At 70.2% G+C, this 22,490-nt stretch carries 23 protein-coding genes; 4 read left to right on the forward strand and 19 right to left on the reverse strand.

The window, feature by feature from the left end; translation table 11 throughout:
* Positions 1-104 precede the first annotated feature (104 nt).
* Complete coding sequence (locus OG393_RS08900; RefSeq protein WP_327374091.1) at positions 105-677, forward strand: cob(I)yrinic acid a,c-diamide adenosyltransferase; 573 nt, start codon at positions 105-107, stop codon at positions 675-677.
* 95 nt (positions 678-772) lie between these two features.
* Here the strand turns inward: OG393_RS08900 and OG393_RS08905 are convergent, their stop codons facing one another.
* The gene (locus OG393_RS08905) at positions 773-1,357 is read right to left on the reverse strand and encodes a hypothetical protein (protein WP_327374092.1); all 585 of its coding nucleotides are present in this window, start codon (positions 1,355-1,357) and stop codon (positions 773-775) included.
* Positions 1,358-1,508: 151 nt separating this feature from the next.
* Here OG393_RS08905 and OG393_RS08910 point away from each other — a divergent pair, with 151 nt between their 5' ends.
* The 3 genes from OG393_RS08910 to OG393_RS08920 all read left to right on the forward strand — a co-directional run bounded on the left by OG393_RS08910 (position 1,509) and on the right by OG393_RS08920 (position 5,358).
* Complete coding sequence (locus OG393_RS08910; RefSeq protein ID WP_327374093.1) at positions 1,509-2,714, forward strand: sensor histidine kinase; 1,206 nt, start codon at positions 1,509-1,511, stop codon at positions 2,712-2,714.
* Complete coding sequence (locus OG393_RS08915; protein ID WP_327374094.1) at positions 2,711-3,364, forward strand: response regulator transcription factor; 654 nt, start codon at positions 2,711-2,713, stop codon at positions 3,362-3,364. The genes OG393_RS08910 and OG393_RS08915 overlap by 4 nt, the downstream gene beginning before the upstream one ends.
* Before the next feature lie 146 nt (positions 3,365-3,510).
* Positions 3,511-5,358 (forward strand): glycosyl hydrolase family 18 protein, encoded by a 1,848-nt coding sequence (locus OG393_RS08920; RefSeq protein WP_442817278.1) that lies wholly within the window; start codon positions 3,511-3,513, stop codon positions 5,356-5,358.
* Positions 5,359-5,794: 436 nt separating this feature from the next.
* On the opposite strand, the gene OG393_RS08925 is transcribed toward OG393_RS08920, so the two are convergent.
* From OG393_RS08925 to OG393_RS09010, 18 genes are all read right to left on the reverse strand, one after another.
* Positions 5,795-6,259, reverse strand: coding sequence for a DUF2550 domain-containing protein (locus OG393_RS08925; protein WP_327374095.1), 465 nt, complete (start codon positions 6,257-6,259; stop codon positions 5,795-5,797).
* Between the two features lie 145 nt (positions 6,260-6,404).
* On the reverse strand, positions 6,405-6,779 hold the full coding sequence (locus tag OG393_RS08930) for a F0F1 ATP synthase subunit epsilon (protein ID WP_327374096.1): 375 nt from the start codon (positions 6,777-6,779) through the stop codon (positions 6,405-6,407).
* A gap of 110 nt (positions 6,780-6,889) precedes the next feature.
* Positions 6,890-8,332, reverse strand: a complete 1,443-nt coding sequence (gene atpD, locus OG393_RS08935) for a F0F1 ATP synthase subunit beta (protein WP_327374097.1) — start codon at positions 8,330-8,332, stop codon at positions 6,890-6,892.
* A complete protein-coding gene (locus tag OG393_RS08940; RefSeq protein ID WP_327374098.1) occupies positions 8,332-9,249 on the reverse strand; it encodes a F0F1 ATP synthase subunit gamma in 918 nt (305 codons plus the stop codon). Before OG393_RS08940 ends, atpD begins: the two co-directional genes overlap by 1 nt.
* A 20-nt stretch (positions 9,250-9,269) precedes the next feature.
* Complete coding sequence (gene atpA / locus OG393_RS08945) at positions 9,270-10,868, reverse strand: F0F1 ATP synthase subunit alpha (protein WP_327374099.1); 1,599 nt, start codon at positions 10,866-10,868, stop codon at positions 9,270-9,272.
* 134 nt (positions 10,869-11,002) lie between these two features.
* A complete protein-coding gene (locus OG393_RS08950; protein WP_327374100.1) occupies positions 11,003-11,818 on the reverse strand; it encodes a F0F1 ATP synthase subunit delta in 816 nt (271 codons plus the stop codon).
* On the reverse strand, positions 11,815-12,360 hold the full coding sequence (locus OG393_RS08955; protein ID WP_327374101.1) for a F0F1 ATP synthase subunit B: 546 nt from the start codon (positions 12,358-12,360) through the stop codon (positions 11,815-11,817). The genes OG393_RS08950 and OG393_RS08955 overlap by 4 nt, the downstream gene beginning before the upstream one ends.
* Positions 12,361-12,402: 42 nt before the next feature.
* Complete coding sequence (gene atpE, locus OG393_RS08960) at positions 12,403-12,660, reverse strand: ATP synthase F0 subunit C (RefSeq protein ID WP_093874070.1); 258 nt, start codon at positions 12,658-12,660, stop codon at positions 12,403-12,405.
* A 90-nt stretch (positions 12,661-12,750) separates the two neighbouring features.
* Positions 12,751-13,560, reverse strand: coding sequence for a F0F1 ATP synthase subunit A (gene atpB, locus OG393_RS08965; RefSeq protein ID WP_327374102.1), 810 nt, complete (start codon positions 13,558-13,560; stop codon positions 12,751-12,753).
* Positions 13,561-13,788: 228 nt separating this feature from the next.
* Complete coding sequence (locus OG393_RS08970) at positions 13,789-14,226, reverse strand: hypothetical protein (protein ID WP_327374103.1); 438 nt, start codon at positions 14,224-14,226, stop codon at positions 13,789-13,791.
* Positions 14,227-14,495: 269 nt separating this feature from the next.
* The gene (locus OG393_RS08975) at positions 14,496-15,827 is read right to left on the reverse strand and encodes an MraY family glycosyltransferase (protein ID WP_327374104.1); all 1,332 of its coding nucleotides are present in this window, start codon (positions 15,825-15,827) and stop codon (positions 14,496-14,498) included.
* A 107-nt stretch (positions 15,828-15,934) separates the two neighbouring features.
* A complete protein-coding gene (gene glyA, locus OG393_RS08980) occupies positions 15,935-17,182 on the reverse strand; it encodes a serine hydroxymethyltransferase (RefSeq protein ID WP_327374105.1) in 1,248 nt (415 codons plus the stop codon).
* A 199-nt stretch (positions 17,183-17,381) separates the two neighbouring features.
* Positions 17,382-18,026, reverse strand: a complete 645-nt coding sequence (locus OG393_RS08985; RefSeq protein WP_327374106.1) for an arsenate reductase/protein-tyrosine-phosphatase family protein — start codon at positions 18,024-18,026, stop codon at positions 17,382-17,384.
* Entirely contained in the window at positions 18,023-18,670 is a 648-nt protein-coding gene (locus OG393_RS08990) for an L-threonylcarbamoyladenylate synthase (RefSeq protein ID WP_327374107.1), read from the reverse strand. Before OG393_RS08990 ends, OG393_RS08985 begins: the two co-directional genes overlap by 4 nt.
* A gap of 149 nt (positions 18,671-18,819) precedes the next feature.
* Positions 18,820-19,665, reverse strand: a complete 846-nt coding sequence (gene prmC, locus OG393_RS08995) for a peptide chain release factor N(5)-glutamine methyltransferase (protein WP_327374108.1) — start codon at positions 19,663-19,665, stop codon at positions 18,820-18,822.
* Positions 19,666-19,709: 44 nt separating this feature from the next.
* The gene (gene prfA / locus OG393_RS09000) at positions 19,710-20,786 is read right to left on the reverse strand and encodes a peptide chain release factor 1 (protein WP_327374109.1); all 1,077 of its coding nucleotides are present in this window, start codon (positions 20,784-20,786) and stop codon (positions 19,710-19,712) included.
* Between the two features lie 113 nt (positions 20,787-20,899).
* Positions 20,900-21,118, reverse strand: coding sequence for a 50S ribosomal protein L31 (rpmE, locus tag OG393_RS09005; RefSeq protein WP_327374110.1), 219 nt, complete (start codon positions 21,116-21,118; stop codon positions 20,900-20,902).
* A 215-nt stretch (positions 21,119-21,333) separates the two neighbouring features.
* On the reverse strand, positions 21,334-22,425 hold the full coding sequence (locus OG393_RS09010) for an LCP family protein (RefSeq protein ID WP_327374111.1): 1,092 nt from the start codon (positions 22,423-22,425) through the stop codon (positions 21,334-21,336).
* Positions 22,426-22,490 lie beyond the last annotated feature (65 nt).

Raw genomic sequence — 22,490 nt, forward strand, 5'->3', positions numbered from 1 at the left:
GGCGGCGTCGGCCGGAGCCGCCGGCTCGGCGGCTCCCCGGCCCCCGGTCCGCCCGGCGCACCTCGGCCGACGGGCACCGGCCGTCCCGGCACTACCCTGAGGCCATGGTCAATCTGACGCGCATCTACACCCGTACCGGCGACCAGGGCACCACCGCGCTGGGCGACATGAGCCGGACCGCCAAGACCGATCTGCGGATCTCGGCGTACGCCGACGCCAACGAGGCGAACGCGGTCATCGGAACGGCCCTCGCGCTGGGACAGCTCGACGAGGAGGTCGCGAAGGTCCTCGTCCGCGTGCAGAACGACCTGTTCGACGTGGGTGCGGACCTCGCCACGCCGGTGATCGAGAACCCCGAGTACCCGCCACTGCGGGTGGAGCAGTCGTACGTCGACAAGCTGGAGGCGGACTGCGACCGTTTCCTCGCGGAGCTGGACAAGCTCCGCTCCTTCATCCTGCCGGGCGGCACGCCCGGCGCGGCGCTGCTGCACCAGGCGTGCACGGTGGTCCGCCGGGCCGAGCGGTCCACCTGGGCGGCGATCGAGATGCACGGCGAGACGATGAACCCCCTGACCGCCACCTACCTCAACCGGCTGTCCGACCTACTGTTCATCCTGGCCAGGACGGCGAACAAGACGGTCGGGGACGTGCTCTGGGTCCCGGGCGGCGAACGCTAGCCGGCGCCGGGAGAGGAGCCGGTGCGGCGGGCAGAGGCGCCGTTGGCCGGCCCCGCACGCCCCCAGACGCCTGGCGGGCCCCGGCCGGCCGGGGGTCAGGCCGTACGGTCGGAGGTCCCGCCCTCGCCACTCCCCCGCTCCGCGGCCTTCGGCTTCCTCTTCGGCCAGATCACGTACGTCAGCGCGATCAGGCCGTGGACACCGGTCACCCGCCAGGCCACGGACATCCAGTCCGACAGCGGCGCGGTGGCCCCATCGTCCCCCACGTACCCGATCGCGAGCAGCAGCAGTCCGCTCGCGACGGCCGCCGCCACCACCGATCCCAGCCAGACCCGGCCCTCGTGCCGGGCGCGGGCCATGCCGTAGCGCGGGGGCCCTTCCGGCGGTGGCGCTCCGCCGAAGCGGTGTGCGGCGTGCCCGTCGAGCCAGCGCACGGTGCGGTGACCATGGCCGACCGTGTAGCCGATGTAGAGCGCGGCCAGGCCGTGCTTCCCGCTGGGCTCGGCGCCGTTCCTCAGGTCGACCGCCGTGACGACGAGCAGGAGGACCTCCAGCAGCGGCTCGCACAACAGCAGGGCGAGCCCCGTCCGGGGCATCCTGAGCGGATAGCGGGCGGCGAGTCCGGCCGCCAGCAGGACCCAGAAGCCGACCTCGCAGACCACGATCAGCGTGACGATCACGGCTTCCTCCCTCCGGTTCCCTTCCAGACTCCCGCCCGGGCCGCCGTATCTCGTCGTCTCCGTGGACGACGTCCGCCTACATCCTTCGGCGGAGTCCCGGATCGCCCCGGGCGGCGAGGCCGGGCACCCTCGGGGCGTGTTGGATGGGACGGTGACCTTCACCCGACCACACCGCGACGATCTGCTCATCGCCGCGGCCGGTCTCGCCTGCGGCCTGCTGCTGTGGTCCTTCGGCCTGCACACCCAGGCCGATCCGCTGGTTCGGGCCCGATGGGTGAACCTGCTCCCGCTGGTCGTCATGGCCTGCGTGGAGGCCGTGCGTCGCACCCTGCCGCGGGCCGCACTGATCATCGGCACGCTCGCGCTCGTGGCCGACCAGCTCACCTACGGCAGCCTCCTGACCATGCTGATGTTCACCGACGTCGTGTACGCGTCCGTGGTCTACGGCTCGCCCGCCTCCGCCCGGCGCATCCCGTACTCCACCGGACTGATCACCATCGCCGTCACGGTCGGCTTCCTCGCCTGGCTGCAGGACGCGATCGCCCTGCTGATCGGCCTGGTCACGGGCATGGTGTCGTTCCTGCCGGCCGTCACCGGCGCCGTCGTGCGCAATCACCGGCAGGCCGCCGACGCCGCCCGGCTGCGTGCGGAACAGACCGCGCTGCTCGCCGAGATGGACCGCGCCCAGGCGGTAGCGGCCGAGCGCGCCCGGATGGCCCGCGAACTGCACGACATGGTGGCCAACCACCTCTCCGCCATCGCCATCCACTCCACGGCCGCGCTCTCGATCGACGAACCGGGGACCACCCGGCAGGCGCTGACGGTGATCCGGCGGAACAGTGTCGACGGGCTGTCCGAGATGCGTCGGCTGATCGGTCTGCTGCGGGACAGCGGCGGCGACGCCGAGCCGGCCGCCGCGCCCACCCTGGACGGGCTCGGCGCGCTGCTCGCCCAGGCCCGCGCCAACGGAGCGGCGAGCGGGCTGGCCTTCACGCTCGACGACTCCCGTGTCCGGACCGCCCCCGGCCCGGAGGTGCTGCCGGCCCCGGTCGAGCTCGCCGCGTACCGCATCGTGCAGGAGTCCTTGACCAACGCCCTCAAACACGCCCCGGCGGGCACGGTCGCCGTCTCCCTCGCCCGCGACGAACGCGCGCTGACGGTACGGGTGACCAGCCCCTTCGGCGACCGCCTCGGCCCCCGCGCACCCGGGTCGGGCGCGGGCCTGGTGGGCATGCGGGAGCGGGCGGTGCTGCTCGGCGGCGGGTTCGAGGCGGGGCCCGTCGAGAACGGGGACGGAACGAAGACCTGGCAGGTGCGGGCCGAGTTGCCCGCCGAGGAGAGGACACCGGACGCATGACGATCCGGATCGTGGTGGCCGAGGACCAGAGCGCGGTACGGGCGGGGCTCGTCCTCATCCTCGGCAGCGCCCCGGACATCGAGGTGGTCGGAGAGGCGGCGGACGGGGAGCGGGCGGTGGAACTCGCCCGGGAACTGCGCCCGGACCTCGTACTGATGGACGTCCAGATGCCCCGGATGGACGGGGTGACGGCGACCGGGCTCATCGTCTCGGAGGGGTCCGCCGAAGTCCTGGTGCTGACCACCTTCGATCTCGACGCGTACGTCTTCGGAGCGCTACGGGCCGGGGCGGTGGGCTTCCTCCTGAAGAACACCGAGGCGAAGGACCTGATCGAGGCGGTACGGACGGTGGCGGGCGGCGAAGGGGTGATCGCGCCGGCCGTGACCCGGCGTCTGATCGCCGAGTTCGCCGCGCCGGGCCGGCCTGCTCGGGCGCCGGACGCGCCCGACCCGTCCGTACTGGACGTGCTGACGCGCCGGGAGCGGGAGGTCCTCTCGACGCTGGGCGAGGGGCTGTCGAACGCGGAGATCGCGGTCCGGCTGGATATGGCGGAGGCGACGGTGAAGACGCACGTCAGCCGGGTGCTCGCGAAGCTGAAGCTGCGCTCGCGGGTCCAAGCGGCCGTGCTGTCACAGGAGTTGGGCGGCTGACGGCGGTCGTCCGGGAGGCGGGTCCGAGCCCACCGAGGTTGGTCTGGACCTCTTGACGATTGGTCCAGACCTTCCTACGCTCGCGGGGCGCGCGCACAGTTCACGGACCACCCCCACCTTGTCCGTCCGCAACTTGAGGAGCACCGTTGAGCACTCAAGCACCGACGCGCAGAACAGGGTTCAGACACCGGGCCGCCGCCGGTCTGACCGCCCTGATCCTGCCCCTGGCCGCCATGGTCGGCCTCGCCACACCCGCCGAGGCGGCCACCTCGGCCACCGCCACCTACACCAAGGTCTCCGACTGGGGCTCGGGCTTCGAGGGAAAGTGGACGGTGAAGAACACCGGCACCACCACCCTCTCCTCCTGGGCCGTGGAGTGGGACTACCCCTCCGGCACCTCCGTCACCTCCGCCTGGGACGCCACGGTCACCAGCTCCGGCACCCACTGGACCGGCAAGAACGTGGGCTGGAACGGTTCCCTGGCCCCCGGCGCCAGCATCTCCTTCGGCTTCAACGGCAGCGGCTCGGGCGCCCCGAGCGGCTGCAAGGTCAACGGGGCCTCGTGCGACGGGTCCACCCAGCCCGGCGACGACGCGCCCTCCGCGCCCGGCACCCCCGCCGCGTCGGACGTCACCAACACCTCGGTGAAGCTGACCTGGACCGCCGCCACCGACGACAAGGGCGTCAAGAACTACGACGTCAAGCGCGACGGCGCCACGGTCGCCACGGTCAACGGCCTGACGTACACCGACACGGGTCTGACCGCCGGCACCGACTACGGCTACACGGTCGTGGCCCGCGACACCATCGACCAGACCGGCCCGGCCAGCGGCATGGTCTCCGTCCGCACCACGGGCGGCGGCGGGGGCGACCCCCAGCCGAACGTCATCAAGATGGGATACTTCACCAACTGGGGTGTCTACGGCCGTAATTACCATGTCAAGAACATCGTGACCTCCGGCTCGGCCGCCAAGCTCACCCACATCAACTACGCCTTCGGCAACGTCACCGGCGGGAAGTGCACCATCGGTGACGCCTACGCCGACTACGACAAGGCATACACCGCCGCCCAGTCCGTCGACGGCGTCGCCGACACCTGGGACCAGCCGCTGCGCGGCAACTTCAACCAGCTGCGCAAGCTGAAGCAGGCGTACCCGAACATCAAGATCCTCTGGTCCTTCGGCGGCTGGACCTGGTCCGGCGGCTTCGGCCAGGCCATGCAGAACCCGGCCGCCTTCGCCCAGTCCTGCTATGACCTGGTCGAGGACCCGCGCTGGGCCGATGTCTTCGACGGCATCGACCTGGACTGGGAGTACCCGAACGCCTGTGGCCTGTCCTGCGACACCAGCGGTGCGGCCTCCTTCAAGAACATGATGCAGGCGATGCGGGCCAAGTTCGGTCCGAACAACCTGGTCACCGCGGCCGTCACGGCCGACGCCTCGGCCGGCGGCAAGATCGACGCCGCCGACTACGCGGGCGCCGCGCAGTACATGAACTGGTTCAACGTGATGACGTACGACTTCTTCGGCGCCTGGGCGGCGAAGGGCCCGACGGCCCCCCATTCCCCGCTCACCTCCTACGCCGGGATTCCGCAGTCGGGCTTCAACTCTGCCGAGGCGATCGCCAAGTTCAAGGCGAAGGGCGTCCCCGCGAACAAGCTGCTGCTCGGCATCGGCTTCTACGGCCGCGGCTGGACCGGCGTCACCCAGTCCGCCCCGGGCGGCACGGCGACCGGCCCGGCGGCGGGCACCTACGAGCAGGGCATCGAGGACTACAAGGTCCTGAAGAACTCCTGCCCCACGACCGGCACGATCGCCGGCACCGCGTACGCGCACTGCGGAACCAACTGGTGGAGCTACGACACCCCGGCCACGGTCACGTCCAAGATGAGCTGGGCGAAGAACCAGGGGCTGGGCGGCGCGTTCTTCTGGGAGTTCAGCGGTGACACCGGCAACGGCGAGCTCGTCGGCGCCATCAACAGCGGACTGAGCTAGTGCCCCTCCCGGTGAGGTCCACCCCGGGCGGACCTCACCGGTCCCGGCACTGACGTCCGGATCCGGTCGGCACCCGCGCGCCCGGCGGGAACCGGACGACGGTCCCCGGCCGTGGGCACCCCACGGGGCGCCCACGGCCGAGCGGGGGACGGCGCAGCACGCCGTCCCCCGCTTCCGCGTGTCCGGGCCCACGGCCGCCGGACCACGAGCACCGGTCCCTCCTCAGAGCCTGTCGGGTGGCCTTCGGCCGAAGGCCACCCGACAGGCTCTCAGCCGGCCCGGTACGGGTACCCCACCCGGGCATACGCCGACGGGGCCCGGTGGTACCGGGCCGGTGTGCGAGCGGGCGGGAAGGGGCGTCACGGGGAGGAAGAAGCCCGCGAGGGCGGCGGGGCACGTCGAAGCCGGCACCGTCCGCCCCGAGGGCGACGGGCGCTCAGGCCACGTTGACCCGCTGTCCGGGCGGGGCGGCCTCCAGCCAGGCGAGGAAGCCGGTGAGCGCGTCCTCGCTCATGGCGAGTTCGAGGCGGATGCCCCGGTGCATGCACCCCTGGATCACGGCGTCGGAGAGCAGCGCGAGCTCCTCCTCGCCCTCGGGCATCCGGCGCTCCAGGACCTCGATCGCCGAACGCTCCAGGACACGGCGCGGACGCGGCGCGTAGGAGAAGACGCGGAACCACGAGACCTGGTCGCCGCTGTAGCGGGCCACGCCGTACACCCAGCCCTTGCCGGTGGGTGTCCCCCCGGCCCCGCCGGGAGGCGGGTCCGGCACGTTCCAGCGCAGCGAACAGTCGAAGGTGCCACCGGCACGTTGGATCAGTCTGCGGCGCAAGCCGAAGACGAAGAGTCCGATCACCACCAGTGCGACGACCAGGCCGCTCAGGAGCAGAGCGAGGAACATCTTCACCGACCTCCTCGCTGCGTCCCGTGACCGGCCCCGCCGGCGTAACCGAATACGACCTGCATCTGCATCGCCTCAGCCGCGACACGGTCTGGAGAAATTCCAGCCGTGCCGCGGCTGAGGGCACAACTCTCGGTGCGGTCCGCTAGCGGACCGCTACCGCACGCAGCCGGACATCGGCGCGACGCTCGGCGGCGGCGTCCGATTCCGACTTGGCGCGCTCCAGCGCGCGCTCGGCGCGCTGGGCGTCGATCTCGTCCGCAAGCTCGACGATCTCCGCGAGCAGAGACAGCTTGTCGTCGGCGAACGAGATGAATCCACCGTGTACGGCGGCGACGACGGTGTTGCCCTCGCTCGTACGGATGGTCACCGGGCCCGACTCCAGCACACCGAGCAGCGGCTGGTGGCCGGGCATGACGCCGATGTCGCCGGAGGTGGTACGCGCGATGACCAGGGTGGCCTCGCCGGACCAGACACTCCGGTCCGCGGCGACCAGCTCGACGTGCAGCTCAGCAGCCAAGGGTGGCTCCTCGGGTCACCACCCGGCGGTCGTGCCGGGTGTTGGGGTCAATTCTAATGGGCGTGGAGAGGGGGGCGGGACGACCCGCCCCCCTCGGGAGAGCACGGGGCTCAGGAGACGCCGAGCTCCTTGGCGTTGGCCTTGAGGTCCTCGATGCCACCGCACATGAAGAACGCCTGCTCGGGGAAGTGGTCGTACTCACCGTCGCAGATCGCGTTGAACGCGGCGATCGACTCGTCGAGCGGAACGTCCGACCCGTCCACACCGGTGAACTGCTTCGCCGCGTGGGTGTTCTGGGAGAGGAAGCGCTCGACACGGCGGGCGCGGTGGACAACGAGCTTGTCCTCCTCGCTCAGCTCGTCGATACCGAGAATCGCGATGATGTCCTGGAGGTCCTTGTACTTCTGCAGGATCCCCTTGACGCGCGTGGCGGCGTCGTAGTGCTCCTGCGTGATGTAGCGCGGGTCCAGGATCCGGGACGTGGAGTCCAGCGGGTCCACGGCCGGGTAGATGCCCTTCTCGGAGATCGGACGGGAGAGAACCGTCGTCGCGTCGAGGTGGGCGAAGGTGGTGGCCGGAGCCGGGTCGGTCAGGTCGTCCGCGGGGACGTAGATCGCCTGCATCGAGGTGATCGAGTGACCACGGGTCGAGGTGATGCGCTCCTGGAGGAGACCCATCTCGTCGGCCAGGTTCGGCTGGTAACCCACCGCGGAGGGCATACGGCCGAGCAGGGTCGAGACCTCGGAACCGGCCTGCGTGAAGCGGAAGATGTTGTCGATGAAGAACAGCACGTCCTGCTTCTGCACATCGCGGAAGTACTCCGCCATGGTCAGACCGGCCAGGGCCACGCGCAGACGGGTGCCCGGGGGCTCGTCCATCTGGCCGAAGACCAGCGCGGTCTTGTCGAGAACGCCGGCCTCCTCCATCTCGACCATGAGGTCGTTGCCCTCACGGGTGCGCTCGCCGACGCCCGCGAAGACCGACACACCGTCGTGCAGCTTGGCCACACGGACGATCATCTCCTGGATCAGAACGGTCTTGCCGACACCGGCACCACCGAACAGACCGATCTTTCCACCCTTGACGTACGGGGTGAGGAGGTCGACGACCTTCAGGCCGGTCTCGAACATCTCGGTCTTGGACTCGAGCTGGTCGAAGGCCGGGGCCTTGCGGTGGATCGCCCAGCGCGGGGCGTCGGCCACCGTGGAGGGGTCGTCGTTCAGCACCTGGCCGAGCGTGTTGAACACACGACCCTTGGTGACGTCGCCGACGGGCACGGTGATGCCGTCGCCGGTGTTGACCACGGGGGCCTGGCGGACCAGGCCGTCGGTGGGCTGCATGGAGATGGTGCGGACGAGTCCGTCACCGAGGTGCTGGGCGACCTCGAGGGTCAGCGTCTTGGTCGCGCCCTCCTCGGCCGGGTCCGGAACCTCGACGTTCAGCGCGTTGTAGATCTCCGGCATCGCGTCGACGGGGAACTCCACGTCGACGACCGGGCCGATGACCCGGGCGACGCGGCCCGTGGCGGCGGCCGTCTCAACAGTGGTCGTCATTACTTGTCACTCCCCGCGGTCGCGTCGGCCAGGGCTGCGGTGCCACCGACGATCTCGCTGATTTCCTGGGTGATTTCGGCCTGGCGGGCCGCGTTGGCAAGTCGGGAGAGGTTGTTGATCAAGTCTCCCGCGTTGTCGGTAGCCGACTTCATCGCACGACGCGTGGCGGCGTGCTTGGAGGCAGCCGACTGGAGCAGCGCGTTGTAGATCCGGCTCTCGACGTAGCGCGGCAGCAGGGCGTCGAGGACGTCCTCCGCCGACGGCTCGAAGTCGTACAGCGGACGGAGCGTGTCCTGCTCGCCCGCCTCCTTCGCCACCTCGTCGAGGCTGAGGGGCAGCAGCCGGGCCTCGACCGCCGTCTGCGTCATCATCGAGACGAACTCGGTGTAGACGATGTGGAGTTCGTCCACTCCGCCGTCCGCCGTGTCCTTCTCGATCGCCTCGATCAGCGGTGCCGCGATCTTCTTGGCGTCCGCGTACTCCGGCTGGTCCGTGAAACCGGTCCACGAGCCGGCCAGCTTGCGCTCACGGAAGTTGTAGTGCGCGATGCCGCGGCGGCCGACGACGTACACGTCGACCTGGCGTCCCTCGCCCTCCAGCTTCTTCGTCAGCGCTTCCGCCGCCTTGATGGCGTTGGAGTTGAACGCGCCGGCCAGACCGCGGTCGCTCGAGAGGAGCAGGACCGCGGCACGGGTCGGGTTCTCCGCCTCGGTGGTCAGCGGGTGCCTGTCGTTCGCACCCGTGGCCACCGCGGTGACCGCGCGGGTCAGCTCGGTCGCGTACGGGGTCGACGCCTGCACCTTGCGCTGCGCCTTGACGACACGCGAGGCGGCGATCATCTCCATCGCCTTGGTGATCTTCTTCGTCGCGGTGACGGATTTGATGCGACGCTTGTAGACCCGGAGCTGCGCTCCCATGAGTCAGGTCCCTTCCGTCGTCACTTCGAGACGTTGACGGCAGCGGAAGCGTCGTCGCCCAGCAGCTTCCCGTCAGAGGTCTCGAACTGCTTCTTGAACTCCGCGATGGCGTCGGCGACGGCCTGGAGGGTGTCGTCCGACATCTTGCCGCCCTCACGGATGGAGCTCATGAGGCCCGAGTGGCTCTGGCGCAGGTACGCCAGCATCTCGGCCTCGAAGCGGCGGATGTCGGCGACCGGGACGTCGTCCATCTTGCCGGTGGTGCCGGCCCAGACGGAGACGACCTGGTTCTCGGTGGGCATCGGCTGGTACTGAGCCTGCTTGAGCAGCTCGACCATGCGCTGACCACGCTCCAGCTGCGCCTTCGACGCGGCGTCCAGGTCGGAACCGAAGGCGGCGAACGCCTCCAGCTCACGGAACTGGGCCAGGTCCACACGGAGGCGACCGGAGATCTGCTTCATCGCCTTGTGCTGGGCGGAGCCACCGACACGGGAGACCGAGATACCGACGTTCAGGGCCGGGCGCTGGCCGGCGTTGAACAGGTCGGACTCCAGGAAGCACTGGCCGTCGGTGATGGAGATGACGTTGGTCGGGATGAACGCCGACACGTCGTTCGCCTTGGTCTCGACGATCGGGAGACCGGTCATCGAACCCGCGCCCATCTCGTCCGACAGCTTCGCGCAGCGCTCCAGCAGGCGCGAGTGCAGGTAGAAGACGTCACCCGGGTATGCCTCACGGCCCGGCGGTCGGCGCAGCAGCAGCGACACGGCGCGGTAGGCGTCGGCCTGCTTCGACAGGTCGTCGAAGACGATCAGGACGTGCTTGCCCTGGTACATCCAGTGCTGGCCGATGGCGGAGCCGGTGTACGGCGCCAGGTACTTGAAGCCGGCCGGGTCGGACGCCGGGGCGGCGACGATCGTCGTGTACTCGAGCGCACCGGCCTCCTCCAGCGCGCCGCGCACGGCCGCGATGGTGGAGCCCTTCTGGCCGACGGCGACGTAGATGCAGCGGACCTGCTTGTTCACGTCGCCCGAGCGCCAGTTGTCGCGCTGGTTGATGATCGTGTCGACGCACAGCGCGGTCTTGCCGGTCTGACGGTCACCGATGACCAGCTGACGCTGGCCGCGGCCGACCGGGGTCATGGCGTCGACGGCCTTGTAGCCGGTCTCCATCGGCTCGTGGACCGACTTGCGCTGCATGACGCCGGGCGCCTGCAGCTCGAGGGCGCGGCGGCCCTCGGTCGCGATCTCGCCGAGGCCGTCGATCGGGTTGCCGAGCGGGTCGACAACGCGGCCGAGGTAGCCCTCGCCGACACCTACGGAGAGCACCTCACCGGTGCGCTGCACCGGCTGGCCCTCCTCGATACCGCTGAACTCGCCGAGGACGATCGCACCGATCTCGCGCTCCTCGAGGTTGAGGGCGAGACCGAGGGTGCCGTCCTCGAACTTCAGCAGCTCGTTCGCCATGGCGGAGGGCAGGCCCTCCACCTTCGCGATGCCGTCGCCGGCCAGGCTGACCGTTCCGACCTCCTCGCGCGAGGCCGCGTCCGGCTGGTACGACTGGACAAAGTTCTCCAGCGCGTCCCGGATCTCCTCCGGCCGGATCGTGAGCTCCGCCATCTGGGTTCCCTGCTCTCCTTGTTGGGCCCGAAGTTTCTTAGGGGTCTGGGGGCCGACCCCCAGGAATCTTCTGCAATCTCTGCACGGCCCAACCGGGCCGCTGGTCATGCGTGTTGAGTTGGTGGCTGTTGCCGTCAGCCGGCCAGTCGCCGGGTCGCCTCGTCGAGGCGCTCCGCGATGGTCCCGTTGATGACCTCATCGCCGACCTGCACGGCGATCCCGCCGAGGACCGTCGGGTCCACGTCGAGGTTCAGGTGCATCTGGCGGCCGTACAGCTTGGCCAGGACGGCACCGAGGCGCTGCTTCTGCCCGTCGGACAGCGGGACCGCCGTGGTGACGACCGCGACCATCCGGTCCCGGCGCGCCGCGGCGAGCTTGGAGAGGGACTCGAGTCCCGCTTCCAGGCTACGTCCACGCGGCTGGGTCACGAGACGGACGACCAGGCGCTCGGTGGCCGGGGTGGCCTTGCCGCCGAGCAGGCTGCGCAGCAGCTCGCTCTTGGCGGACGCCGTGGCGGCCTTGTCCGTCAGCGCCGAGCGGAGCCCGGTGCTGGAGGAGACGATCCGGCCGAACCGGAACAGCTCGTCCTCGACGTCGTCGAGCGCCCCGGTCCGCTGCGCCGCGGTGAGGTCGGCGGTGTTCGCCAGTTCCTCGGCCGCGTCGACCAGGTCGCGCGACTGCGACCAGCGGGAACGCACCATGCCGGACACCAGGTCGACGGTCTCCCCGCCCACCTGACCGCCGAGCAGACGCCCGGCGAGCTCGGCCTTGGCCTCGCCCGCCTGCGCCGGGTCGGTCAGGACCCGACGCAGCGACACCTCGCGGTCCAGCAGAGCGGTGACGGACGCCAGCTCGCCGGCGAGCTTCGCAGCGTCGACCGAGGTGTTGTCGGTCAGCGCGTCGAGGGACTCACGGGCGGCGGCCAGTGCCTCGCGGCTCGCTCCGTTCATCGGACGGCCTCGGCCTTCTCCTCGAGCTCGTCGAGGAAGCGGTCGATCGTGCGGCTCTGGCGGGCGTGGTCCTCCAGGGACTCGCCGACCAGCTTGCCGGCCAGGTCGGTGGCGAGCTTGCCCACGTCCTGGCGCAGCGAGGTCGCCGCGGACTTGCGGTCGGCCTCGATCTGCGTGTGTCCGGCCGCGATGATCTCCTCGCGCTGGCGCTGGCCTTCCGCCTTCATCTCCTGGATGATCGCGGTGCCCTGCTCCGTCGCCTCCTGGCGAAGACGCGCGGCCTCGTGGCGGGCCTCGGCGAGCTGGGCCTTGTACTGCTCCAGCACACTCTGGGCCTCGATCTGGGCCGACTCGGCCTTCTCGATGCCGCCTTCGATGGCCTCGCGACGCTCGTCCAGAACCTTGTTGATGTTCGGGAGGAGCTTCTTGGCGAGGAAGCCGAAGACGATGACGAAGGCGATCAGGCCGATGACGAGCTCGTCAAGATGCGGGATCAGAGGAGGCTGGGGCTCCTCCGCCTGCGCAAGAAGCAGAGCGTTCACATCAGTGCCTTCCGTAAAAAAGGTTCGGGCTGTCGGTCCGGCTTACTGGTAGACGAAGCCCATGACGATGCCGATGAGGGCGAGCGCCTCACAGAACGCGAAGCCCATGATCTGGTTGGTGCGGATCAGGCCGGCGGCCTCGGGCTGGCGGGCGAGGGCCTGCGTGCCGTTACCGAAGATGATGCCGACGCCGACGCCGGGGCCGATCGCGGCCAGACCGTAGCCGATCGAGGCGACGTTGCCGACGACGTTCTCCTTGGCGCCGGCGGCGAGGTTGACCATGTCGAGAGCAGCGGACATGCCGTTACTTCCTTCTCTTTCAATGACCCGGTGGGGGTTGGCCACCGGACGACTGTTGGCTTGGGGGTGGAGCAGCTGGTCCGGTCGGGCTCAGTGGTGCTCGGCGAGCGCGCCCTGGACGTAGCTGCAGGCCAGGAGGACGAAGACGTACGCCTGGACGGCCTGGATGAAGAGCTCGAAGGCGGTCATCACGAGGACCATCACGAAGGAGGCGCCCGCGTAGACGAAGCCGAGGCCGTTCATGAGGTACCACGTGGCCAGCGAGAACATCACGATCAGCAGGTGACCGGCGAACATGTTCGCGAACAGTCGGACCGCGTGCGTGAAGGGCCGGATGAGGAGGTTCGAGAAGAACTCGAGGACGACGACCATCGGGAGGATCGCGCCGAGCGACTTGTCGTAACCGACGATGTTCTTCCAGCCGCCGACGAAGCCGTGCTTCCTGAACGTCAGCGAGACCCAGAGGACGTACACGATCAGGGCGAGACCGGCCGGGAAGGCGATCAGCGAGGTGACCGGGAACTGGGCGAGCGGGATGATCGACCAGAGGTTGAGCATCCAGACGAAGAAGAACAGCGACACCATCAGCGGGACGTACTTCTCGCCGTCCTTCTTGCCGATGATCTCGTAGACGATGCCGCGGCGCACGAAGTCGTATCCGGCCTCGCCGACCATCTGCATCTTGCCGGGGATCAGCTTGGGCTTGTTGAAGGCGGCCCAGAAGAACCCGACGACCACGATCGAGCCCAGGATCGCGAGGAGCATGGGCTTCGTGAACTCGAAGCCGCCCCACGTGGCGATCGGCTCGTACATGAACGTGTGCAGGCCCGGCGCCGGGAAGCCGCATCCACTGAAGATGTGGCAATCCGGGTCGAAGGCAAGCGTCTGGTCAGCACTCACCGCGGGCTCCTTCAGCGTGGCGCATAGGTACGGCAACCTCGTTGTGTCGGCGCGGCACACAGCCGCGGGTCGGCACTGGACTGGTCTTACGGATAAGGGGGCGGCGGTTCGGCGTCGAGCCTCGTCGCGCTGGGACAGGCGTCGGCTCGGATGCCCGCGCCCGCAATGCCGCAGTTGGCACCGGACGATAGCAGGAAGCCGGAGGCGCCTTTATCCCGGCCCTACCCCTCACGTCGACGGCCCCGTCTTCTTGGGCTTGTCACCGTTCGAGGGCTCGGGCTCGACGTAAAGGATCTTGGCCTTCATGTAGGCACGGGCCTGTGCGGCGATCCATACGATGGTCGCCGCGAGCAGGGTGAAGGCGAACGCCTTGAAGTCGAACCAGGTCGTGTTCTTCAGCAGCGCCATCAAGACGAACAGCAGCAGCAGCTGGGCCGTGTAGAGCATCAGCCCCATGGCCTGGAACAGGTGTGGCAACGACTTCGCGGTCCGCTGGAGCACCACGAGCCCGATGCCCATGAAGGCGATGACGACCACGCAGCCGAGGACGGCGCCGAGGACACCTTCGCCGCCGGCGACCACACCGCTGATGACCGCGGCGATGGCGCCGGTGGCAGCAGCGGGAAGGGCAGCTGACAGGAGGATGCGTGCGTCGTTGGACGGCATGGCGGTGTCTCCGCTTGCTTGGTGGGGGCAGTCGTGCAGGGGTGTCGTCAGGGACGAGCGTAGGCCCGGTCCGAGTGTCTCTCGGGGCCAACAGACCGTCGCACTACGGTCTTTCGGCGCTGTCGGCGGGTCTCGTGAACCGTATCACAAACTATTTGAATAGGTCTTTACCCGTGGGTGTGCGGACTGTCACACATGAGAGCTACCGCGCGCGTGTGTGCGCGACGGGGTGGCGAGTTGTCTGGTAATGCAACTCCACGGGGCATTCGTCAACTTGGCGTTCCGGCCTTCCGCCGGTCGGTGAAGCGCGAACGGTGACCGATGGCGGTGGAGCCGTTGACACCGGCCGGCACCGGGACGCGCTCCGACCGCTCCTCCACCGGCCCCTGAGGCGCTCCCGCGGCCCCGGAGGCGGCCTCCGCCCGCGGACGCCGGGTACGGCGGTACCGGGGCGGCATGAAGGACTCCGCCCAGCGCGGGGCCCTCGGCGCGAACCGGGGCAGCAGGAGCAGCAGCAGACCGAGCGCGCTCAGCACCACGACCGTCAGCACGATCCACATCGACGTGGAGTGCACGGAGTAGGTGAGGGTGCCGAAGGCGATCAGCGCCGACCAGAAGTACATGATCAGCACCGCCCGGCTGTGGGAGTGGCCGATCTCCAGGAGCCGGTGGTGCAGATGACCCCGGTCGGCCGCGAACGGCGACTGGCCGTTCCAGGTGCGGCGCACGATCGCGAGGACCAGGTCGGCCATCGGGATCGCGATGATCGTGAGCGGCAGCAGCAGCGGGATGAAGACGGGCAGCGCGGCGTGGGTCGCCTCCCGCGTGGACCCCTCGAAGAGCTTCAGGGTGTCGGGGTCGACCTGGCCGGTGATCGAGATCGCGGACGCGGCCAGGATCAGGCCGATCAGCATCGATCCGGAGTCGCCCATGAAGATCCGCGCCGGGTGCATGTTGTGCGGCAGGAAGCCCAGGCACATCCCCATGAGGATCGCGGCGAACAGCGTCGCGGGGGCGGCGGCCTCGATCATGTAGCCGTACCAGAGCCGGTACGCGTACAGGAAGAACGCCGCCGCGGCGAGGCAGACCATGCCGGCGGCCAGACCGTCGAGACCGTCGACGAAGTTCACCGCGTTGATGGTGAGGACGACCAGGGCGACGGTCAGCAGCGTGCCCTGCCACTGGGTCAGCGCCACCGTGCCGACACCCGGGATCGGCAGCCACAGGATCGTCAGCCCCTGCATCACCATCACACCGGCGGAGATCATCTGGGCGCCCAGCTTGATCAGCGCGTCCAGTTCGAACTTGTCGTCCAGCACGCCGATGAGCCAGATCAGCGCCGCGCCCGAGAGCAGCGCGCGCGGCTCGTTGGAGAGCTCGAAGACGCTGTTGAGATTCTGCAGGTGGTCCGCGACCAGCAGTCCCGTGCACAGCCCGAAGAACATGGCGATGCCGCCGAGCCTCGGAGTCGGCTCTCGGTGCACGTCGCGGGCGCGGATCTCCGGCATCGCCCCGGTCGCGATGGCGAACTTCCGCACCGGACCGGTGAGCAGATAGGTCACGGCCGCCGTGACACAGAGCGTCAGCAGGTAATCACGCACGGGCTGCCCCACAGGAATCGCTGGCCATCTCAGCCCCACACACTAGCCGGGCCGTCCCTGTGCTTGAGGACATACGGGGGGTGCGGACGGTTGCGCGGTCCGGACACTCACCGGCCATACGGGGGAAATCGCCCGGTCAGGGCCCTGACTTCGGCGCGTACCCGGGCCGTCTCCGCCGGTTCGTCACGCAGCGCGAGCGTGAAGAGCACGGCGATCCGGGCCATCTCCGGGGGCCCCATGCCCTGCGTGGTCACGGCGGCGGTGCCGAGACGGATGCCGCGGCCGTCGCCGTGGGGCAGGGCGCAGGTGTCGAGGACCAGGCCGGCCGCCGCGAGACGCGTCCGGGCGGTGCGCCCGTCGACGCCGAGCGGCGCCGGGTCGGCGGTGATCAGGTGGGTGTCGGTGCCCCCGGTCGTGACGGCGAACCCCTCGGCCGCCAGTGCCTCGGCGAGCACCCGGGCGTGCGCGACCACCCGGTGCGCGTAGGCGGCGAAGGCCGGCGACGCCGCCTCGCCGAAGGCGACGGCCTTGGCGGCGATGGTGTGCATCTGGGCGCCGCCCTGGGTGAACGGGAAGACGGCACGGTCGACCCGGTCGGCGAGCTCGGCGCCGCAGAGCACCATCCCGCCCCGGGGGCCGCGCAGCACCTTGTGGGTGGTGGCGCAGACGATGTCGGCGTACGGGACGGGATTGGGCGCCGCTCCCCCGGCGACCAGACCGATGGGGTGGGCGGCGTCGGCGATGAGGTAGGCGCCGCACTCGTCGGCGATCTCGCGGAAGACCGCGTAGTCGAGGTGCCGGGGGTAGGAGATCGAGCCGCAGACGATCGCCTTGGGGCGGTGGTGGCGGGCGAGGGCGGCGATCTGCTCGTAGTCGACGAGACCGGTCTCCGCGTCCACGCCGTAGGGCACGAAGTCGAACCAGCGGCCGGAGAAGTTGGCGGGCGAACCATGGGTGAGGTGGCCGCCGTGGGCGAGGCCCATGGCCAGGACGGTGTCGCCGGGGCGCAGCAGCGCGGCATAGGCGGCCAGCACGGCCGAGGAGCCGGAGTGGGCCTGGACGTTCGCGTGTTCGGCACCGAAGAGCGCCGTCGCCCGGTCGACGGCGATCCGCTCGGCGGCGTCGGCGTACGCGCAGCCGCCGTGGTGGCGGGCGCCGGGATAGCCCTCGGCGTACTTGTTGGCGAGGGCCGAGCCGAGCGCGGCGAGGACGGCGGGCGAGGTGAAGTTCTCGGCGGCGATCAGCTGGAGGCTGTCGGCCTGCCGGCGCGCCTCCCCGATCAGGACGTCGGCGATCTCCGGGTCCTGGCGGCGCAGGACGTCGAGTTCCTCTGCGGGTGGAGCGGTGACCGGCATCTGTGGCTCCAGGCGTGGGCTGGGCTTCAGCTCCAATGTAGGCGCGTCGCCCCGGCTTTGCCCGCCGTTCACCGGCGCCGTGGGCCGTCCGGCCCAAGGTGCCGCCGGGCCGCCCCCTCGGAGCCTGCCGGATGGCCTCTGACCGGGTGGTCGCGCCCTGGCACGCTCGCCTGTCGATCGAAGGTCACCCGACAGGCTCTCAGCGGCGCGCGGAGACCCCCGTCAACGCCGTCACCACCGGGTCCAGTGCCTGGTTGATCTCGTCGCCGATCGAGCGGAAGAAGGTGATCGGCGCACCGTACGGGTCGTTCACCTCGTCCGCCTCCACGCTCGGGGCCAGCAGCCACCCGCGGAGCGCGGCGGCGGCCCGGACCAGGGCGCGGGCGCGTTCGGTCATGCCCTCGCCCCGGGGGTCCGGCAGTGTGGCCGGGTCTATCGCGCGGACCAGCCGGGTGAACTCCTTCAGGGTGAAGGTGCGCAGACCGGCCGAGTGGCCCATCGAGATGACCTGGGCCCGGTGGTCGCGGGTCGCCGTCAGGACGAGGTCGGCCCGGATGACGTGCTCGTCGAGCAGTTCGCGGCCCATGAAGCCGCTGTGGTCCGCGCCGAAGTCGGCGAGGACGAGCTCCGCGTTGGCCTCCATCGGGGCGCCCTCGTGCCCCCAGGTGCCCGCGCTCTCCACGATCAGACCGCCGCCGTCCGGGTCTTCGAGACGGTCGCACAGGGCATGCCGGGTCAGCCGCTCGGTGATCGGCGAGCGGCAGACGTTGCCGGTGCTGACGTGGAGGATGCGGAAGGAACCGTTCTCGTACCCCGCTATGCCACGCCCCTCAGGGGCGGTCAATTGGCCACCTCGAGGTCGGGTACCACCTTGCGGAGCTCCTCCGGCGACAGCGCGCCCTCCCGCAACAGCACCGGGACCTTCCCTGTCACGTCGACGATGGAGGACGGAACGATACCGGGGGTCGGCCCGCCGTCGAGGTACACGGACACGGAGTCGCCGAGCATGCCCTGGGCCGCGTCGCAGTCCTCCGGAGAGGGGTGTCCCGTGAGGTTCGCCGAGGACACGGCCATCGGACCGACCTCGGTCAGCAGCTCGATGGCGACCGGGTGGAGCGGCATCCGGACGGCGACGGTCCCCCGGGTGTCCCCCAGGTCCCACTGGAGCGACGGCTGGTGCCGCGCGACCAGCGTCAGGGCACCCGGCCAGAAGGCGTCGACGAGCTCCCACGCCTGTTCGGAGAAGTCCGTGACGAGCCCGTGCAGCGTGTTCGGGGAGCCGATGAGGACGGGCGTGGGCATGTTGCGGCCCCGGCCCTTCGCCGTCAGCAGGTCCGCGACCGCCTCCGAGCTGAAGGCGTCCGCACCGATCCCGTAGACGGTGTCGGTGGGCAGGACGACCAGCTCGCCGCGGCGGATGGCGGACGCGGCCTCGCGCAGACCGGTCACACGGTCGGTCGCCTCGTTGCAGTCGTATCGCCGAGCCATTTAGCGGGCCTCCCAGTTCGTGGTCACTACGTTCTCCCCCTGCCGTCCGCCACGGGACGTGCCCGGGACGCCGAAGGCCCCGCCGGCGGCCGGCCGTGCCCGGTGGTCCGTACCGTACGGGGCGGACGGCCCCGGCGGGCACGGCGTCGTCACGGCGTCGCCTTGCGGGCGGTCGCGAAACGCGGCCGGTTGTTCAGATCGGGGTGGTCGGCGGCGTCGGCCCAGCCGGCCTCCTCGTTGAAGATCCACGGCACCTGGCCCCCCTGGGTGTCCGCGTGCTCGATCACGACGAGACCCCCCGGGCGCAGCAGCCGGTGCGCGGTGCGCTCGATCCCCCGGATGGTGTCGAGGCCGTCCTCGCCGGAGAAGAGGGCCATCTCCGGGTCGTGGTCGCGGGCCTCGGGCGCCACGTACTCCCATTCGGTGAGCGGGATGTACGGCGGGTTGGAGATGACCAGGTCGACCTGGCCGTCGAGCTCGGGCAGCGCGGTGAGCGCGTCTCCCTGGTGGACGGTGACGCGGGACCCCTCCGCGTTCTTGCGGGTCCACACCAGCGCGTCGTCGGACAGCTCCACGGCGTGCACGCGAGAGCGCGGCACCTCCTGGGCCATGGCGAGCGCGATCGCGCCCGAGCCGGTGCACAGGTCGACGATGAGCGGTTCGACGACGTCCATCGCCCGGACGGCGTCTATGGCCCAGCCGACGACCGACTCGGTCTCCGGGCGGGGCACGAACACCCCCGGCCCCACCTGGAGCTCCAGGTAGCGGAAGAACGTGCGTCCGGTGATGTGCTGGAGCGGCTCGCGCGCCTCGCGGCGGGCCACCGCCTCCCAGTAGCGGGCGTCGAAGTCGGCGTCCTTGACGTTGTGCAGCTCCCCCCGCTTGACGCCGTGCACGAACGCGGCGAGCTCCTCCGCGTCGAAACGCGGTGAGGGAACGCCGGCGTCGGCCAGCCGCTGGGTGGCCTGGGCCACCTCGGCAAGCAGCAGGTTCACGCTGGTCCTCCGTGGTGCGGGGTGGGGCTGACGGGGTCGCGTACTCAGGCGGCGGCGAGCTTCGCGGCCGAGTCGGCGTCGACGCACGCCTGGATCATCGCGTCCAGTTCGCCGTCGAGCACCTGGTCCAGGTTGTACGCCTTGAAGCCGACACGGTGGTCCGAGATGCGGTTCTCCGGGAAGTTGTACGTCCGGATCTTCTCGGAACGGTCGACGGTGCGGACCTGGCTGCGGCGCGCGTCCGCGGCCTTGGACTCGGCCTCCTCCTGCGCCGCGGCGAGCAGCCGGGAACGGAGGATGCGCAGGGCCTGCTCCTTGTTCTGGAGCTGGCTCTTCTCGTTCTGGCAGGAGGCGACGATGCCGGTCGGCAGGTGCGTGATGCGCACCGCGGAGTCGGTCGTGTTGACGGACTGGCCGCCGGGTCCGGACGAGCGGTAGACGTCGATCCGCAGGTCGTTCTGGTGGATCTCGACGTCGATCTCCTCGGCCTCGGGGGTCACGAGGACACCGGCCGCGGAGGTGTGGATCCGGCCGGCCGACTCGGTGGCGGGCACGCGCTGGACACGGTGCACCCCGCCCTCGTACTTCAGCCGCGCCCAGACGCCCTGGCCGGGCTCGGTCGCGCCGTTGCCGCCCTTGGTCTTCACCGCGACCTGGACGTCCTTGTAGCCGCCGAGCTCGGACTCGGTGGAGTCGATGATCTCGGTCTTCCAGCCCACGCGCTCGGCGTAGCGCAGGTACATCCGGAGCAGGTCGCCGGCGAACAGCGCGGACTCGTCGCCGCCCGCGCCGGCCTTGATCTCCAGGATGACGTCCTTGTCGTCGCTGGGGTCGCGGGGGACGAGCAGCAGCCGCAGCTTGTCGGTGAGCTCCTCGCGCTGCTTCTCCAGCTCCTTGACCTCGGCGGCGAAGTCCGGGTCGTCGGCGGCCAGCTCCCTGGCCGTCTCGATGTCGTCCGCCGCTCGCTTCCACGCCCGGTACGTGCCGATGATCGGGGTCAGCTCCGCGTAACGCTTGTTGAGCTTGCGCGCGTTCGCCTGATCGGAGTGGACCGAAGGGTCGGCGAGCTTCTTCTCGAGGTCGGCGTGCTCGCCGACCAGGTCCTCGACCGCTTCGAACATCGGGTGCTCCTGGGTGCTCGTGAAAGGGCTGCTGCGGGGGCGACTGCGGGGACGGCAAAGCGCCGGTCCGGTCCCCCCGTGCGGGAGCGACCAAGGACCGGCGCAGTGACGTGCTACTTCGTGGCCGCAGCCTTGCCGAAGCGGGCCTCGAAGCGGGCGACGCGGCCGCCGGTGTCGAGGATCTTCTGCTTGCCCGTGTAGAACGGGTGGCACTCGGAGCAGACCTCGGCGCGGATGGCGCCTTCGGTGAGGGTGCTACGGGTGGTGAACGACGCGCCGCAGGTGCAGCTGACCTGGGTCTCGACGTACTGGGGGTGGATCTCGCGCTTCAAGGTGTCTCCTAGTTTCGGGAGGGCACCGGGTCGCCGTGCGGGATGCACATGCGTGAACCGGGGCCGACGTACCAGTCTGCCAGGACCGGCCGTATCTCCCAAAACCGGGGCCGGGCTGAAACTATTCCGCCGCCGCGCCGCGAGTGCCGGAGGCCGTCCGGGGCGCGTCCGGAGCGGCCGTCGGCGGGGCGGGGCGAAGCTCGCCTGACGCGGCGCTAGCGGATGACGCCCTCGGCCTTGCCGGTGGCGGTGTCCTCGGTCGCCGAGGCCGGGATCGGGAGGTCGGCGGCGAGCGCCTTCCAGACCTGGTCGGCCTTGGCCTGGAGCGGCACGACCCGGTTCGGGTCGGCCGGGTCGTACACGACCGGCATCGTGACCATCCGGACGTCCTCGGCGCCGATCGCACCCAGGCCGCGCGCGAAGCCCAGCAGCTCGGCCGGCGAGTCGAGTTCGGAGTCCGGCGTGATGGCCTTGGTGGCGGTGTCCGCGAGGTCGAGGAGCTTCTTCGGGTTGCCCAGCACGCCGACCTCCCTCACCTGCGCGATGAATGCCTTGACGAACGCCTGCTGGAGCTGGATGCGGCCGAGGTCGCTGCCGTCCCCGACGCTCTTGCGGGTACGCACGAGGCCGAGGGACTGTTCCCCGTCGAGGGTATGGGTGCCCGGTGGGAGGTCGAGGTGGCTCTTGGCGTCCTTGATGGGCGCCGTGGTGGTGACGTCCACCCCTCCGAGCTTGTCGATCAGCTTCTTGAAGCCGGTGAAGTCGACCTCGATGTAGTGGTCCATACGGATGCCGGACATCGACTCGACGGTCTTGACGGCGCAGGCCGGGCCGCCGACCTCGTACGCGGTGTTGAACATCGCCCGGCTCCGGCCGGCGACGGTACCGCCTTGGGAGTCGGTGCACCGGGGGCGGTCGATGAGGGTGTCACGGGGTATGGAGACGACGCTCGCCTTGCGATGGCCCTCGTAGACGTGCACGACCATCGCCGTGTCGGAGCGCGCGCCGCCCTCGTCCCGGCCGTAGGCGTCGTTGTCGCCGGCCCGGGAGTCGGAACCGAGGACGAGGATGTCCATGGAACCGTCGTCGACGTCCTCGGGCCGGTCGGTGCCGAGCCGCGCGTTGATGTCGACGCCCCGCAGATTGCCGTTGAGCTTGACGTACGTGTAGGCGAGCCCGGAGCCGCCCACGAGGACGAGCACGGCCGCGCCCCACGCGGCGACGGTCGCCACGCGACGGCCCCGGGTGGGTGGCTTGCGGCGGCGGCCGGTCCCGCGTATGTCACCGTCGCTGGTCTGCTCAGTCATCTGTTACCTCAGGTCCATGGTTCACCTTCTGTGACGGCGAAGCGTCCGAAAGGGTTGCATGGCTC

The sequence above is a fragment of the Streptomyces sp. NBC_01216 genome, from assembly GCF_035994945.1.
Taxonomy (GTDB): Bacteria; Actinomycetota; Actinomycetes; order Streptomycetales; family Streptomycetaceae; genus Streptomyces.

Bases quoted from the DNA above. Each gene is read 5' to 3' on its own strand.
- OG393_RS08900 (WP_327374091.1), top strand. From the start codon at position 105: ATGGTCAATCTGACGCGCATCTACACCCGTACCGGCGACCAGGGCACC.
- OG393_RS08915 (WP_327374094.1), top strand. From the start codon at position 2,711: ATGACGATCCGGATCGTGGTGGCCGAGGACCAGAGCGCGGTACGGGCG.
- OG393_RS08925 (WP_327374095.1), bottom strand. From the start codon at position 6,259: ATGTTCCTCGCTCTGCTCCTGAGCGGCCTGGTCGTCGCACTGGTGGTG.
- atpD (WP_327374097.1), bottom strand. From the start codon at position 8,332: ATGACGACCACTGTTGAGACGGCCGCCGCCACGGGCCGCGTCGCCCGG.
- OG393_RS08940 (WP_327374098.1), bottom strand. From the start codon at position 9,249: ATGGGAGCGCAGCTCCGGGTCTACAAGCGTCGCATCAAATCCGTCACC.
- atpA (WP_327374099.1), bottom strand. From the start codon at position 10,868: ATGGCGGAGCTCACGATCCGGCCGGAGGAGATCCGGGACGCGCTGGAG.
- OG393_RS08950 (WP_327374100.1), bottom strand. From the start codon at position 11,818: ATGAACGGAGCGAGCCGCGAGGCACTGGCCGCCGCCCGTGAGTCCCTC.
- atpE (WP_093874070.1), bottom strand. From the start codon at position 12,660: ATGTCCGCTGCTCTCGACATGGTCAACCTCGCCGCCGGCGCCAAGGAG.
- OG393_RS08970 (WP_327374103.1), bottom strand. From the start codon at position 14,226: ATGCCGTCCAACGACGCACGCATCCTCCTGTCAGCTGCCCTTCCCGCT.
- glyA (WP_327374105.1), bottom strand. From the start codon at position 17,182: ATGCCGGTCACCGCTCCACCCGCAGAGGAACTCGACGTCCTGCGCCGC.
- OG393_RS08990 (WP_327374107.1), bottom strand. From the start codon at position 18,670: ATGGCTCGGCGATACGACTGCAACGAGGCGACCGACCGTGTGACCGGT.
- prfA (WP_327374109.1), bottom strand. From the start codon at position 20,786: ATGTTCGAAGCGGTCGAGGACCTGGTCGGCGAGCACGCCGACCTCGAG.
- OG393_RS09010 (WP_327374111.1), bottom strand. From the start codon at position 22,425: ATGACTGAGCAGACCAGCGACGGTGACATACGCGGGACCGGCCGCCGC.